We start from the raw sequence: 15084 nt of genomic DNA, 5'->3' as shown, positions 1-15084 counted from the left end.
CGCGGCGGTGGCGGACGGCGCATCCCTGTACGCGGCGGCCGGACACGAAAGCGGGCGTGAGGCCGTCTCAGTTCTCGACCACGTGGCGGAGGCGGCCGCGGTGAAGCGTGATCTGTCGGCTTCCGGAGCGCCGCAGCGCCCCGTTCTCCTCAAGCTGCGAGAAGGTGCGTGAGACGGTCTCGATGGTGAGGCCGAGATAGTCGGCGATATCGCGCCGAGTCATCGGCAGGGCGAACGCCCCGGTGCCGCCGAAGCGGCCATCGACCTCGAAGAGAAAGGCGGCGACGCGCTCCTGGGCGGAACGGCGGCCGAGCAGGAGCATGAGATCCTGGGCGTCGCGCAGGCTGGTCGTCGCCATGCCCCAGAGCTGGCAGGCGACCTCGGCGCTGCGGGTGGCGGCCCGCTCGATCTGCCGCCGCTGGAAGATCAGCACCCGGGTGTCCGAGAGCGCCTCCGCCGTGTGCCAGTGGGTGTCGCCCTGCTCGAACCCGAACAGGTTGCCCGCCAAGTGGAAGCCGGTGATCTGGCGCCGGCCGTCGCTCAGAATCTTGTGGGAGCGCACCGCCCCCTCGACGACCCGGTAGACGAACTCGGCGTCCTCGCCCTCGCCGTAGACCTCCTCCTCGCGGGCGTAGGAGAACGGTGTTCCGACGAGATCGGGGCAATCGGCGAAGAGGCCGCATTCGTGGATGCTCCGGCGCGGCGTGCGCGAGCCCGGAGCGACCGGAATGGATCTCGGCGTCGGCTTCGTGCCCATCGGTTCGCTCCTCATCCGTCTCGATGAGACGAGAGTGGTCGCGCCACGGCACCGACGAAATTCCGGATACTCTCTTAAGTAGTCCTGCTTAAGGAAAACTACGTATGGGTGCGGCCTGTCTCGCCGCTTCGCCAGCGGTTGCGCGCATGGGCACGGGTCGGGCCTGAAGCGCGCGATCCCGTCCGCCCGCGGGGAACGTCCCATGAAGTCCCCTGAATCAGGGACGGACGGTGATTGCATGTATCATCGAAGATCGATTGCGCAAGATCAACGCCCTAACGCGCTTGGGCTGTAGCCTCTGCAATCAGCCGGAGCAGGGAAGGCGCACGCCGTGTCCCCTCACGTTGCGCCCTGGGCCGATCCGCGCAAGCCGCCGCGCCCGCAAAATCCCGCGGCGGGCTGTCCCTCTCGCCCCTGGATGCAGGACGGCGGGCCGCTCCCGTCATCCCGGCGACGGAGCCTCGCATTCGGATGGCCGGCTCGGGGTGGTTACGAGGGCAGGAACGCGGCCATTCTGTTGTCGGCCGCGAGCCGGCCTCACACGAAGCCGGCGAGCACGGCCCAGCGCACCAGTTCCTGCAGGCTTCCCGCCCGCGTCTTGGCCATGACCTTGGCCCGGTAGATCTCGACGGTCCGCGGGCTGATCCGGAGCCTTCGCCCGATCTCCTTGCTGGTGCCCCCGGTCACCAGATGATCGAGAACCTGGCGCTCGCGCTCGCTCAGGGTCGCCAACCGCCGCATGAAATCCTGCAGGATCGGGTCGACCGAACCGTTAGGCCCACCCTGCTCCAGGGCGGCCTGCAGCGCCCGGAGGAGCGCCTCGCCATCGAACGGCTTCTCGATGAAGTCGCAGGCCCCGAGCTTCATCGCCTCCACCGCGAGCGGCACGTCGCCATGCCCCGTCATCATCACGATGGGAAGCGTGTGACCGGCCGAGCGGAGGGAGCGGAACAGGGCCAACCCGTCGAGGTCGGGCATGCGGATATCGGTCAGGATGCACCCCCGGAGCGGCCGCGTGAGCCGCGCCAGCAGGGCCGTTCCCGCCTCGTAGAGCCGCACGTCGAAGCCGGCCGTATCGAGAAGGAAGGCGACCGAGTCGCGCATGGCGGGGTCGTCGTCGATGACATGCACGAGGGCAGGGGCCATGGGTTACCGACCTCTCTCGGGTGCAGTCGGCAGGGTCAGCCGGAAGGTCGCCCCGCCCGCGGCGTTGGGCTCGACCCAGAGGCGGCCGCCATGCGCCTCGATGATGGTGCGGCTGATCGAGAGGCCGACGCCCATCCCGGCCTCCTTGGTGGTGACGAAGGGCTGGAACAGCCGGTCGGCCACCTCCTCGGCGATACCGGGGCCGGTATCCGACACCGCGACCTCGGCCAGATCCGGCGAAACCCGCCGTGTCGCGACGGTCAGCTCGCGCCGGCTGCTGCGCTGCATCGCCTCGCAGGCGTTGCGCATGAGGTTGACCAGAACCTGCTGCACCTGAACCCGGTCGACCAGCACCGATCCGACCCGCGGATCCGGCACGACATGGGCCGTGATGCCCTGCTCACCGGCCGCCGCCAGGGTCAGGGCGCCGGCCTCCTCGATCATCGTCGCAACCGGCTCGACCCGTTTCTCCGTCTCGCCACGGGCGACGAACTCCCGCAGACGGGCGATGATCTGCCGGGCCCGCAGCGCCTGCTCGGCCGCCTTGTCGAGAACCTCCTGTGCCCTCGCGATGGTCTCGGGATCGGGATGGGCGAGGAGGCGGCGGCAGCCGTTGGTGTAGTTGGTGATGGCGCCGAGCGGCTGATTCAGCTCGCTGGGCGAGCGTCGTCGCCATCTCGCCCATGGCGCTCAAGCGGGAGACATGGCCCAGCTCGGACTGGAGTTCCTGAAGCCGCGCCTCGGTCCGCCGCTGCGCGGTGAGGTCGTTGATGAAGCCGGTGAAGAAGGTCCGCTCGCCCGAATGCATCTCGCCGATGGCCAGTTCCATCGGAAAGGTCGAGCCGTCATGCCGTCGGCCCGTCACGCACCGCGTGGTGCCGATGATGTGGCGCTGGCGCGTCTGCCGATAGCGCTCGAGGTCGGCAGCATGTCCATCCTGCATCGCCTCCGGCATCAGGATGCGGACGTCCTGCCCGATCGCCTCGCCGGCCGCGTAGCCGAAGAGGCGTTCGGCCGCCGGGTTGAACGAGTGGATCAGCCCCGCCTCGTCGATGACCACCATCGCCTCCGGCATCGTGTCGAGGATCGAGCGGAGATGGGCCTCGCGGGCGCGCAGCTCCGCCTCCACCTGCTTCTGCTCTTCGATGCTGAAGACGACCCCGCGGTGCCGGTGGGGTCGGCCTTCGGCGTCGAGCTGCACCTGCCCCCGCGAGCGCAGCCAGCCACCCCGCCCATTCGGCAGCACGACACGGTATTCGATCTCGTAACTGCCGCCGTCCCGCAGCACGCTCTCGATGGCGTGAGCGCGGGCTTGGCGGTCGTCCGGGTGGACCAGATCCTGGGTCGCGGCAAAGCTCGTCAGACGTTCGGTTGGAATACCGAAGAGGCAGCCGCAGGTCTGCGAAGCGCTGACACGGCCGGTGGAAATGTCCAGCGACCAGATGCAGACACCGACCTCGTGGAGGGTCTGCCGGAAGTCCTCGGCCGTCAGCGCTTCGCCGCCCCCCTGAATCGCCTCAGCCGCGGCCATGGAAAGCGTCATCGATTCCATCCCGGAAGTCTCTGCGTAGGATGAGGTGATAATTTTTGAATAAATTCTACATAAATTATGTCATTTGATAAATAAAAAGCCAATCACTCAACTCGTAACGGAAGATCTCGATCTATTTCTCATGCGTACCGCAATTTGTGCCTGCATTAATAGGCACAACGAGAAATGAATTCGCTGGTTCCTCAACGCCGAGACGGCCTGACACAACCTCTCGCCTTTGAAATGGCGCTACCGCCGGTGGTCTCCCCCGTTTGATCCGGCGCGGAAAAATCCTTTGCGCTGGATCAAGGCTGGCGGGCGCCCGCCGCTCCAACGATGGAGCGGTTCAGACCGGAGTCCTGCCATGTCCCAACCCGTCTCATCCGCGCTCACTGGCATCCGCGACGTCCTCGTCGGGATCGCCGTCGAGAACGAGAGCGACAGGGATTCGCCGGCCGTCGGGTACGGCCTGTCGCTGGCCCGGGCCGCAGGCGCCCACCTGACGCTTCAGTCGGCGTCCTGGCGGCTCTACGGCGACAATCGCTGGATCAGCGGTTTCGACGACGGGACCGTCGCGGACATCGACCGGCGCCTCGATCGGCTGGCTCGTGCCATCGCGGAGCGCACCGCGGGCGATGCGGCGCAGGCGGGCGTCGTGTGCACGACCGAGACGCCGAGCCTGCACTATCCGGCCATCATCCACCGGCTGGCGGAACAGGCGCGGCTGCACGATCTGGCGATTCTGGATGCATTGGTCTGGACCTGCGACCTCGACCGCGAGGCGATCGAGACGACCCTGTTCAAGAGCGGTCGCCCGGTCATCGCGGTGCCGCCGGGGCACACGGGCTTTGCCGGCAGCCGGATCATCGTCTCTTGGGACGGAAGCGCCCAGGCGGCACGGGCCGCCAACGACGCGATGCCGTTCCTGCGTGCGGCCGAGGCGGTCGAGATCGTCTCGATCGGCGACGCGGCGGAGATCCGCGATTCGGTGCCGGGAGCCGAGTTCGCGCCCCACCTCGCGCGGCACGGAGTGAACGTCACCGTCAACAACCTGCCCGTCTCCGGCTCCATCGGCGAAACCCTGCGGAGCCAAGCCGGCCTGTTCCGGGCCGACCTGATCGTGATGGGCGCCTATCGCCATTCCCGCGCGCGCCAGTTCTTCTTCGGCGGCGTGACGCGCTCGCTGCTGCGAAGCTGCCCCGTTCCGCTGTTCCTGTCCCGCTGAAGGGCCCTTCGCGCGTGCCCCACCCGGCGCCGGTTTCGAGCATTCGACCAAGCTTTCGCTAACGCTCACGCACGCGGCGGCGACCGCATCGGCGGAGAACCGGAGCCGGTTTCACCTTTCAGCAATGGACGGGGGTGTTAGTGGGCCCGTCCACCATAAGGTTGCCGTCGAGCAGCCAGCTGGGCGAGGGGTGCCGTCAGGCCTGGGACAAAACTCGATGCTCGCTCTCGTCCTCGACGATGCCGAGATGAACAACCTGGTGATGGTCGCCTCGTTGCGGCCGCTCGCCGGCTGCACGCCGCAGGCCTTCACCGTGCCGGCCGAGGCGCTCGCCTTCGCGGAGGCGCGGGCGTCCGAGATCGGGGTCGTCATCACCGATTACGAGATGCCGGACATGAACGGCGTCGCGTTCATCCGGGCGGTGCGGCGCATTCCCGGCCTTACCAACGTTCCCACGGTCATGGTGACGAGCCACGACCAGCGGAGCCTGCGCCGCGAGGCGCTGGAGGCGGGAGCGACCGACTTCCTCACCAAGCCCGCCGACGCGGTCGAGATCCGTGCCCGCGTCACGAACCTGCTCGCCCTCTCCGCGGCCCACCGGGCGCAGCGCGACCACGCCGCGCAACTCGCCCGCGAGGTCGCGGCGGCGGTGGCCCTGGTCGAGGAGCGCGAGCGCGAGATCGTCTCGACCCTCATGCGCGCCGCCGAGCACCGCGATTCCGACACCGGCGATCACATCGCACGCGTCTCCGCTTATGTCGGGCTGATCGCCGAGGCGATGCGGATGCCCGCATCCGACGCCCGGCAGCTCTGTCTGGCCGCGACCATGCACGACGTCGGCAAGATCGCCGTACCGGACGCGATCCTGCTCAAGCCGGGCGCTCTCACCCCCGAGGAGCGCCGGGAGATGGAGCAGCACGCCGACCGGGGACGGCGCATCCTGGGCGGCAGCGACTCGCCCGTCATGCGGCTCGCCGCCGAGATCGCGGGAAGCCATCACGAGCGCTGGGACGGGACCGGTTACCCGTATCGCCTGAGGGGCGAGGCCATCCCCCTGTCCGGCCGCATCGTCGCGGTGGCCGACGTCTTCGATGCGCTGACGACGCAGCGTCCCTACAAGCCGGCTTGGTCACCGGAGCATGCGCGGGTCTTTCTGCAGGAGAACGCCGGCTCCCACTTCGACCCGGCCATCGTCGCGGCGTTCCTGAGCCGCTGGGCCGACGTCCAGGCCTTCCTCGATCTCGGCCGCGACCCCGCCTTCGCGGCTGCCTGATCCGGTTTTTCGCGCGCTCGAAGCTTCAGAGCGTCGCGGCGCGCCAGCCCGGCCCGGCAGGGACCGGACACGGCATCGGCGTGTCGCCTCAAGCATCGTCCGTCACAGGCTCATCCACCCCTCAGCCAGCTTTGCGCTACCCGCCGATCGCGTGAGCCATCTCGCTCTGTTCGCCCTCGGCGCTCCCGGTGGGCACGTCGAGACGGAGGTAGAGCGCGCTGACGGTGCGGGTGAGCAGGCCGTCCAGGCCGGACGCCGCGTCGGCGAGGCGGGACAGGTCGCCGTCGCGCGCCGTGCGCTCGATGGCGCCCGCGCGATCCTTCACCTGCGCCGCACCGATATTGGCGCTCATCGACTTGAGGCCGTGGGCGGCGCGGGACACGGCCGGGGCGTCGCCGCGGGCGAGGGCGGCTTCGAGCTCCAGCAGCGCCTGAGGCGCCTGGGCGATGTAGAGCCGGAGGATGCGCGCGAGGAAGTCGCGGTCGCCGAGCTCTTCCAGATTGGCGATCGTCGGTTCGTCGAGCAGCACATCGTCAGAAATCCGCGGCGCCTCCGACGTCACGATGTCAGCCGGATCGCGCAGCGGCGCGGCCCGCAGATGCTGCGCCAGCAGGCTGCCGAGCTGCGCCAGCGTGAACGGCTTGGCGAGCATGCCGTCCATCCCCGCCGCCTGCCAGGATTCGGCGCCGTCGCCGACGACATGCGCGGTCAGGGCCACGATCGGCACGCGGACCACCCCGTCCCGCGCCTCCCGGGCGCGGATGGCGATGGCCGCGCTGAACCCGTCCAGCACCGGCATGCTGCCATCCATCAGAACGAGATCGAACTGGTGCGCGGCGGCCGCCTCCACCGCGGCCGCACCATCCTCGACGCAGACGATGTCGTGGACGCCGAAGCGGCCGAGCGCTTCGGCCGCAACCTCGCGGTTGACGGCGCTGTCGTCGGCGAGCAGCACCCGCGCGCCGGCAAAGGAGGGCAGGGCGGCCGCGGCGCTCTCGTCGGCTGCCGGGGCCTCGACGGCGAGGGCGGTGCCGTCGGCGAGGGCGGCCAGCAGCGGGCGCCACTCGGCCTGGGCGAGGGGACGGCGCAGCACGGCGTCGGCGAAGCCCGCTCGCAGGAGTTCGGGCCCGGAGGTGTCGCCGATCGGCACCAGGGCGATGACCCGGCCCGCACCCTCCGGGCGACGACCGCTCGCCAGAAGCTCCGCCGCCTCGACGATCCAGTGACCCTCCCCGGATTCGACGGAATGGAAGCCCGCGGCCTGAAGATCGGCCGTGAGCGCGGCGCGCGTCGCACCGCCCAGCGCACCGAGGCGGACAGCGGCGGGCAAAGCGGGTGCGCGGCGGATCGAGGGCTCGGCGCCCTCCGCGCCCTCGACAGGGATGCGCGCCCAGAAGATCGAGCCCTCGCCGAGACGGCTCTCGACGCCGACGCGGCCGCCCATGGCGGCGATCAGGCGCTCGGCGATCGACAGCCCGAGCCCGGTGCCGCCGAACCGGCGCGCGATCGACTGGTCGGCCTGGGTGAAGGCGGTGAAGATCCCCGACAGCCGGTCCTGCGGGATGCCGATGCCGGTATCGGACACGGCGATGCGCAGGACCCGACCCGACGACTCGTGCTCCATTTCCATCCGCACCAGGACATGGCCGGTGGCGGTGAACTTGAGCGCGTTCGAGACGAAGTTGCCGAGCACCTGCCCGAGGCGCACGGGATCACCGAGGAGGGAGCGCGGCACGTCGCCATCGATCTGCGCCGCGAGGTCGAGCCCCGCCGACCGGGCGCGTTCGGCGAACAGGGTGACGACGGTGTCGGCGACGTCGCGCGGGCTCAGCGGGATCCGCTCCACCTCCAGGCGGCCGGCTTCCACCTTCGCGAAATCGAGGATGTCGTTGATGATGGCGAGCAGGGATTGGCCAGAGCGGGCGATGACCTTGGCGTAGCGCTGCTGGCGCGGCGGCAGGTCGGCCGAGGCCAGGAGTTCCGCCATCACCAGCATGCCGTTCATCGGCGTGCGGATCTCGTGGCTCATGGTGGCGAGGAACACGGACTTGGCCGCGTTGGCCTCGTCGGCGGATTGCTTGGCCTCGATCAGGTCGTGAGTCCGCAGTCGGATCTCTTCTTCCAGGCCCGCATTGTAGCGCGCGATCGCCCGGTCACGCTCGTTCACGGCCCGCAAGAGGTCGTTGAAGCTCTCGGCCAGCGCGCCGACCTCGCCGCTGCCGGCCTCCGCGCGCCGGGAATAGTCGTGGCCGAGGCGCACCCCATCCATGGTCCGGGCGAGCGCCGCCAGGGGCCGGGTGACGCTGCGCTGCAGGCCCATCGAGACGGCAAGCCCGAGCGCCAGGGCGAGCAGCCCGGCAAACCCCGCCGTCAGGCCGACTTCCGCGACCCGCTCGGCCAAATCGCGGTTATCCGAGACCAGGACGACGCGGCCGATGGGGCGGGCGTTCTCCAGGATCGGAACCGAGACGCGCAGCGTCCGCGTCGTCATGAGATCGAGCGGCGAGACGGCGCCCTGATCGAGATCGATGTCGTTCGAGAGGCGCAATCCGATGCCCTGCTCGGCGAGGATGTCCCCGTCGGCCCGCTCGACCGACGCGTAGACCAGGGCTTCCCCGTGGGCGATCGCCCGCAGGGTGCTCTGCGCCGCCGCCTCGTCGCCCTGGGCGGTCGCTTGCGCGGCGCTCGCGGCCAGGATCTGCGCCGTCATCCGAAGGAGATCCCGCTTGGCCGCGGCGTAGCGCTCGACCTCGCGCCAGGTCGACAGACCGGTCAGGAGGAGCAGGGCGACGGCGACGGCGCTGGCCACCGCCAGGGCCAGCCGCCCGGAGAGCGAGCGGATCGGGTTCGAGAGAGGCGCACGCACGGGTTCTGTCTCGCGGCAAAGGTCTCGCGACGGGGCGGATCGGTGCTCCGGCACGGATCGCGATGGCGAGAGCGTCGTCCTGAATAATCAATCCAGGACGACGCTCTAAGATCATGTTCTTGCATCGTTTTTCCCAAAGGCCGGTGATCACCTTTCGAAACGATGCTCTATTGGCTGATGACGAGCCGCCCCGAGATCGGGCCGACCCCCTTCGGGAGCGGAACGCTCGAACGGTTGTAATCCGCGTTGAGGTAGAGGTTCGGGCCCTCGTAGAGATTGATCTGCTGGGCCACGACGACCGTATAGGCGGAGAGATCCGCCACGGGCCGCTGTGAATCGATCACGAGGCGACCGGCCGGCAGGTAGATGGTCCCGAGCATGGTGCGAGTGTTGTCGCTGATGATGCGGTAGGTCCGCATCGGCTTGCTTGCGTTGAGCGGCAGGGGCGTCGGCGTGACGATGTCGCCAAGAAGCGTATCGACGGCCAGCACCGGATCGGTCGGCAGGGCGACGGACGGGTCCTCCGCCATCAGCAGGCCCGCCATCGCCCCCGTCGTCGGCGCTGTCAGGTCCACGGTCGTCCTCTTGTCGAAGAGAAGGCCGCTGTTGTTTCCGACGAAGTAGAAGCCGACATCCTTGCCCGTCATCGTCGCCCTCTTGTCGACGATGAGCGGGCCGTCCTTCATGACGTAGATGCCCGGCCGCAGGGTGACGACGGCATTCTTCGTGATGTGCAAGCCGCCGCAATAGGTGCCGGGATCGAGGGTGAACGGCGTTGCGATGACGTTGTTGCCCTTGCTCTTGCCGGTCAGCAGATCGGCAAGGCGGAGGATCTCGGGCAGGTTCACGCAGTTCCCGACCGGCGGGGCCGGCCGGTTGCGGAGCGGATCCTCAATGACGGGACAGCTCGTCTGCGGGCTGGGCGTGAAGTTCGCCCGGTCGTCCTTGAAGCCTCCTGCCGAGCAGATCGTCTGCGCCCGGGCGAGCGCGCCGTCGCGACCGACCATCCCCGAGCGGCTGACGGAGTTCGAGTAGAGGGCGCAATCGTAGGCCGTGACCTGCGCGTTGCGCTCCAGGTTGAACGCACCCGCCGCCGCGGGATCGAGCGCCAGCATGCACAGGCGCATCCGCCCCACGACGCTCGCCCGGGCGCGGGCCGAGATCGGGATCGAGGCCATGCCGACGAAGGCCCCGAACGTGAGCTTGATGACCTGTTCGGCGCGCGCCTCGACGCTCGTCTTGTCGGAGGCGACGGTGACTTGGATGGAGACCGGGGCGTCGGCGCCGGCTTTCGCCTCGGCCTGGATCGTCTGGGTCGTCAGGCCGACGATGGACTCGCTGCTCGACACGACCAGCTTGAGGGCGTTGCCGCCGGCCAGCACGCCGGCATCGACCGCGCTTTGCAGATTGGTGCGCGCGGAGGCAAACCGTGCGTAATCGATCGCCCCTCCGACCAGGCCGATCAGGGTGGAGCCCGCCAGCGCGAAGATCACCGCGACCGAGCCGTCATTCTGCCGGCACAGGCGCGCGAAGGGCTGCCTCCACCGAATCGTACGCGTCGACCCTCCGTTTACGTCTCGCGCCACCATCGTGACTGTTGACCTGTTGCTGGCTGCGTCCCTGTCCGAAGGGATAATTCTCCCGCGTTAATAGGGTCTATTGCGCAAGGACCGAGCAGTGTGCGTACGGTTTACGCACCCTTCACGACGAGAAGCCTCTCCTTCAGCGTCACGGACGGAGGGATGGGCCGATCGGGCCAGCAACGCGATCGAGTGATGCGGTCCGGATCAAGGCGGACATGGCTTTCCACCCGGCAAGACAACTTCAGCCTGTCCATTGGTGGCGATCCCCTCGCGCACCGGCCAGGCGGCCTTGCCCGTGAAGGTCAAGGTGTTGAGAACCGGAAAGAAGGAAAACAGCGGCCGGTAGGACAGCCGCGTTTCGGCCATGACGAAGCGGTCGCCTTTCAACGCCGTCCCCGCCGGCGGCGGCCCGATATCCGAGCCGACGATACGCGCCTTGTCCCCCGATTGGACGCTGGAGCAGACCCTGGCCACGAAGTCGTTGCCCACCTGATAGACCCCGCCCGCGGTCAGCACGATGCCGGTTCCGGCCAAGCTGTAGGGAGCGGCCACGACCTGAGCGGCCGCGTACACGTCGTTGATGTCAGCGTAATCGTTCTTGGAGGCCAGGTCGGCCATCGCGATCGTGGCCTGGGCCAGACGGTTATTGGTCGCGATCGCCCGTGGGATCTCGATCGCTGCAATGAACAGGATCACGAGGACCGGTGCGATGAAGGCAAATTCGATGGCGCTCACACCGCCTTCGGCCCGACCGAACGCATGCGTGACCGCTGCGGCGCGCCGTCCAGTCCAGAGGTGATTCCGCGGCCTCATGCACACGGCTTGTCCGCATAATCCTCCGTGCGGAAGACAGCCGTCGCCGTGAGGAGTTGCTTGCCGCCGGGCATGCGTTGACCGGTGAAGTCGAGGAAGCTGAAGGGCCGCAAGATCGGCACGGCGGCACGCAGGACATGGATGCCGCCGCCCGACGGACAGGTGAACTGCGTACCGAACCCGGCGGCCCAGTCGCCGCGGGCGACATCGTAGGCCGGCGCGATCTGCTTGATGGCGAAGGTGGCGGTGCGCACGAGATCGACCCGCATCTCATCGCATTGGTAGAGCCGGATGCCGGTGCCGCAGAGCAAACCACGCAGGGACTGCGCCGGATCGGCGCCGGTCGCCTCTTCTTGGAACGTCCCCCGTTCGGAGGAGGCGTGCCGCCCGCTGAACCGAGAGATCGAATTGCTGCTGGGCGAACACGAAGAGCGAAGCCTCCGCGATCACCATCATCAGGACGAAGAGCGGCAAGATCACGAGCGAGAGCTCGACCGCAGCAATCCCACCCACGTCGCCGATGAACCGCGACCTCAATGTGTCCGGCGCTTGGTGGGTTCGATTGTGCGGGGCAGGCCGGGAGGGTTTCAATCACTTCGTCTTCGCTGACGCCGCCTCTGTACAGCCCCGACACCGTCGTGAAACTTCTGGGCAGAGGTTACGCTCGTCCGACGATGATGGGACGGGACGCGTTTACGCTCCGTGAATGCGGGCAGGAGGATTGCGCAAACCACTGCGACGTCAGACACGCTAAGAGGTCATTCCGCTTGAGGCGTTACCGGAGCGGGTCAAGGCGGAACCAGCCCACCGCCAGAATGCCCGTCAAACGGCCTGAGGGCCTGTCAGCCGCGTGAGGGCGCGCAATCGCTCGGCTGCGCGCCCTCACTCCGCCCGCAGCGGCGGATCAGGGCGTGATCGCGACCTTCAACACGCCGTCGCGCTGGTGCGCGAAGAGGTCGTAGGCCTCCTCGATCGCCTCCAGCCTGAACCGGTGCGTGACGAGTGCGCGGGCATCGATGCGGCCCGAGGCAACGACCGACATCAGGCGGCGCATCCGCTCCTTCCCACCGGGGCAGAGCGTGGTGACGATGGTGTGGTTGCCGAGCCCCGCCACGAAGGGGCCGAGCGGGATGCGCAGATCCTCCGAATAGACACCGAGGGAGGCGAGCGTTCCGCCCGGGCGCAGCACGCGCAGGGCGGCCTCGAAGGTCGATTGCCGCCCCAGCGCCTCGATCGCCACATCGACGCCCCGGCCGTCGGTGATCCGCAGGATCGCATCGACCGGATCTTCCTTGGAGAAATCCACGATTTCGTCCGCACCCATGCTGCGGGCGACCTGCTGGCGCTTAGGCACGCATTCCACGGCGATGATCCGCGTGGCCCCCATCAGCCGCGCCCCGGCCGTGGCGCAGAGGCCGATCGGCCCCTGGGCGAAGACCGCGACCGTGTCGCCGATCCGCACGCCCCCGCTCTCCGCCCCGGAGAAGCCCGTCGACATGATGTCGGGACACATGAGAACCTGCTCGTCGCTCAGATCGTCCGGAACGGGGGCGAGGTTCGTCATGGCGTCGGGCACGAGGAGGTATTCGGCCTGGGAGCCGTCGATGGTGTTGCCGAAGCGCCAGCCGCCCATGGGCTTGAAGCCGTACTTCGTGTCCGGACCGTCCTGCGAGAGGCAGCCGCAGAGGCAGGCGGCGCTGTGCCCGGACGGCGTGATCGCGCCGGCCACCACCCGCTGCCCCTCCTGGAACCCCTGGACGGCGCTGCCGAGCCGCTCGATGATCCCGACCGGCTCGTGGCCGATCGTCAGGCCGCGCGCGACTGGGTACTCGCCCTTGAGGATGTGGATGTCGGTGCCGCAGATCGTGGTCGTCGTGATGCGGATGAGGGCATCGAGCGGCCCGATCTCGGGGACCGGCTTCTCATCCAGCACGATGCGCCCCGGCTCGACGAAGATCGCCGCCTTCATGCGCGCCGTGCGGGCTCGGTTGCGCTCGGTGATACGGGTTTCGGCCTGACCGTTCATGCCCTGTCTCCATTCAGGGCCCCCCGAACCTCAACTCGCGAGACGACGGAAAGTTGTTCGAGCGTCCTCGCGCCACGGTTAATTGTGCGCGCCAGCAATTCTTCCGCCCGGCTGCCGGCCTCCGGCAGGCGAAGCGCGGCGCCGGATCAACGCAGTGCGGATCATCGCCCGCGCGCCGTCGGATTCGGGCGCTGCTGCGCGTCTTGGCGGATACGTTCGGCGCAAGAAGGAGCGTGGTGGGCCCGGCAGGACGGGAACCTGCTTAAAAAATTACGATTTAAATCAATATGTTGTAGGCGCTGTGACTGACATGTGTGTAGCAGCCGCGTGGTACGCTGTGAAGTGCGAACCGCGCGCTGTCTCGCTCGGAGGCCGGCCGAATCCCTGAGTGTGATCGGCATCGGATAATGAGCCTTCTGTAACCGTGACGGCTGTTACGGCGTGGTTACGACGCTGACGATAAGGTGCCCCGAACCCGGCGAGACCGTGAGGGCAGCTGAGTTGCGCAGCCTCGCCATTGGCGCATTAGGTCGCCGGCCAGACGTCTCCACGTCCTACGTGGAACGGCAGAACCTCACTATGTGGATGCAGACGAAGCGCCTCACGCGCCTATCGAATGCCTTCTCGAAAAGGTTCGAGAACCACGCCCATATGGTCGCGCCCGACACCGTTTGGTACAACTTCGTGAAGCTGCACAAGAAGCATCGGACGAGCCCGGTCATGGCGATGGGCGTGTCGGATCGACTGTGGAGCATAGAAGACATGGCGGCATTGATAGAGGCGGCTGCGCCGAAGCCGGGTAAGCGAGGGCCGTATAGGAAGCGTATCAAGGTCGCCAATGAATGGAGACGCTAAAAGAAAATTCGCTGAACGCCGCATAGAGATCAAGGAGAACCAAAAATATATCCTTTCTATTGTAAACGATTAATAGTTCTGATAAGTTTGTCGATTTTTAATTTTTATTGCGGAGCTTGCATTCAAAACAACCTTTTTACTTGAGAAAATAAAAAACGATATTTTTGAGCAAACCATGTCCCTTGAGGACCCCAAGCCCGCCTAAATTCAAACTGAGACACTACCCGAAACTCGATCAGCTTGACCTTGCGGAGGGCTGCTGCAGCTGCCTGGGGCACGGCCCCGTCCCGCACACGCTCGGCCCCCTTCCGCTCGATGTCGGGCACCGCGACGCCCTTACCAGGCCGGACAAAATTGAGGCCGGCGGCGTTCGCTTCCGCCTCGGTCAGGCCGAGCAGGTCGGCCAGCTTCGCGCAGTTGTAGTGGTAAAGCGGGTTCCAGGCCTGCGAGCCGTGTTCGACGGTCTCGCCGGCCTCTTTGCGCTCCTGCCGGCGGCCCAGCGTCCCCAGGCAGTCAAGGGCCTCCGCCACGCTCAGGCCGGCCAGAGGCGCCAGCAAGGACGCCCACGTGCCCGGGTCGCCTCCCTTCGCCCGGGCGTAGGCATTGACGGCCAGGAAAACCCAAATGTGCTGCTGGTCCGTAGCGATGCGACCGCGGCGCTCGCGCAGGCGGAGCAGGTCGCCAAGCTTCCGTTCCCCGCCCCCCGCCTTGCAGGCGTAGGGGGCGGCGCGCGGCGCGCGGGCCGGGCGCTCGGGCCGGGGCGGCAGCGCGGCCCGCTCCTCCATCCGCTGCCAATAGGCGATGTTGGTCAGGGGCAGGACCGCGTCGGCGAGCGCGTCCACCCGGCAGCGCTGTAGGTCCTCAATCAGGGTGGGCCAGAGGCGGCAGCAGACCGTGTTCGACTTCGGGTTCACCGATCCCCAGATGCGCAGCACCCGGGTCGCGTCCTGAGTGCCACGGTCAAGTCCCCCGTTGCGGAACGCACGCCACATCCGGGCGAGGCGCGCCT

General features: G+C 67.8%; 11 protein-coding genes and 2 pseudogenes. 3 read left to right on the top strand and 10 right to left on the bottom strand.

What is annotated here, in order from left to right; genetic code table 11:
* Positions 1–67: 67 nt before the first annotated feature.
* The 3 genes and pseudogenes from M2437_RS15715 to M2437_RS15705 all read right to left on the bottom strand — a co-directional run bounded on the left by M2437_RS15715 (position 68) and on the right by M2437_RS15705 (position 3455).
* On the bottom strand, positions 68–757 hold the full coding sequence (locus M2437_RS15715; protein ID WP_253387994.1) for a helix-turn-helix domain-containing protein: 690 nt from the start codon (positions 755–757) through the stop codon (positions 68–70).
* Positions 758–1294: 537 nt separating this feature from the next.
* The gene (fixJ, locus tag M2437_RS15710; protein WP_012254741.1) at positions 1295–1903 is read right to left on the bottom strand and encodes a response regulator FixJ; all 609 of its coding nucleotides are present in this window, start codon (positions 1901–1903) and stop codon (positions 1295–1297) included.
* A gap of 3 nt (positions 1904–1906) precedes the next feature.
* Positions 1907–3455 (bottom strand): annotated as a pseudogene (locus M2437_RS15705) (sensor histidine kinase).
* Positions 3456–3798: 343 nt separating this feature from the next.
* Between M2437_RS15705 and M2437_RS15700 the strand changes: the two are divergent.
* Both M2437_RS15700 and M2437_RS15695 read left to right on the top strand, forming a co-directional pair.
* Positions 3799–4659 carry a universal stress protein gene (locus tag M2437_RS15700; RefSeq protein ID WP_253387992.1) on the top strand — a complete coding sequence of 287 codons (861 nt, stop codon included), beginning with the start codon at positions 3799–3801 and terminating at the stop codon, positions 4657–4659.
* Positions 4660–4876: 217 nt separating this feature from the next.
* Complete coding sequence (locus tag M2437_RS15695; protein ID WP_253387991.1) at positions 4877–5932, top strand: HD-GYP domain-containing protein; 1056 nt, start codon at positions 4877–4879, stop codon at positions 5930–5932.
* A gap of 136 nt (positions 5933–6068) precedes the next feature.
* Here M2437_RS15695 and M2437_RS15690 read toward each other — a convergent pair whose 3' ends face one another.
* The 6 genes from M2437_RS15690 to M2437_RS15665 all read right to left on the bottom strand — a co-directional run bounded on the left by M2437_RS15690 (position 6069) and on the right by M2437_RS15665 (position 13220).
* On the bottom strand, positions 6069–8798 hold the full coding sequence (locus M2437_RS15690; RefSeq protein WP_253387990.1) for an ATP-binding protein: 2730 nt from the start codon (positions 8796–8798) through the stop codon (positions 6069–6071).
* A gap of 167 nt (positions 8799–8965) precedes the next feature.
* Entirely contained in the window at positions 8966–10387 is a 1422-nt protein-coding gene (locus M2437_RS15685) for a TadE/TadG family type IV pilus assembly protein (RefSeq protein ID WP_015823654.1), read from the bottom strand.
* A 198-nt stretch (positions 10388–10585) separates the two neighbouring features.
* Positions 10586–11194 carry a TadE/TadG family type IV pilus assembly protein gene (locus M2437_RS15680; RefSeq protein WP_301292920.1) on the bottom strand — a complete coding sequence of 203 codons (609 nt, stop codon included), beginning with the start codon at positions 11192–11194 and terminating at the stop codon, positions 10586–10588.
* Positions 11191–11505, bottom strand: coding sequence for a hypothetical protein (locus M2437_RS15675; protein ID WP_499007200.1), 315 nt, complete (start codon positions 11503–11505; stop codon positions 11191–11193). The genes M2437_RS15680 and M2437_RS15675 overlap by 4 nt, the downstream gene beginning before the upstream one ends.
* Positions 11465–11647 (bottom strand): hypothetical protein, encoded by a 183-nt coding sequence (locus M2437_RS15670; protein ID WP_499007176.1) that lies wholly within the window; start codon positions 11645–11647, stop codon positions 11465–11467. Before M2437_RS15670 ends, M2437_RS15675 begins: the two co-directional genes overlap by 41 nt.
* 451 nt (positions 11648–12098) lie before the next feature.
* A complete protein-coding gene (locus M2437_RS15665; RefSeq protein ID WP_253387989.1) occupies positions 12099–13220 on the bottom strand; it encodes an NAD(P)-dependent alcohol dehydrogenase in 1122 nt (373 codons plus the stop codon).
* A 543-nt stretch (positions 13221–13763) separates the two neighbouring features.
* On the opposite strand from M2437_RS15665, the pseudogene M2437_RS15660 reads away from it, so the two are divergent.
* A pseudogene (locus M2437_RS15660) lies at positions 13764–14075 on the top strand (IS1 family transposase); the annotation flags it as partial.
* Between the two features lie 122 nt (positions 14076–14197).
* On the opposite strand, the gene M2437_RS15655 reads toward M2437_RS15660, so the two are convergent.
* The gene (locus M2437_RS15655) at positions 14198–15010 is read right to left on the bottom strand and encodes a hypothetical protein (protein ID WP_253387987.1); all 813 of its coding nucleotides are present in this window, start codon (positions 15008–15010) and stop codon (positions 14198–14200) included.
* Between the last annotated feature and the right edge of the window lie 74 nt (positions 15011–15084).

This window comes from Methylorubrum pseudosasae (assembly GCF_029504475.1).
Lineage (GTDB): Bacteria > Pseudomonadota > Alphaproteobacteria > Rhizobiales > Beijerinckiaceae > Methylobacterium > Methylobacterium extorquens.
The sequence above is the reverse complement of the archived record's forward strand: the minus strand, read 5'-3'. Positions and strand labels throughout refer to the sequence as shown.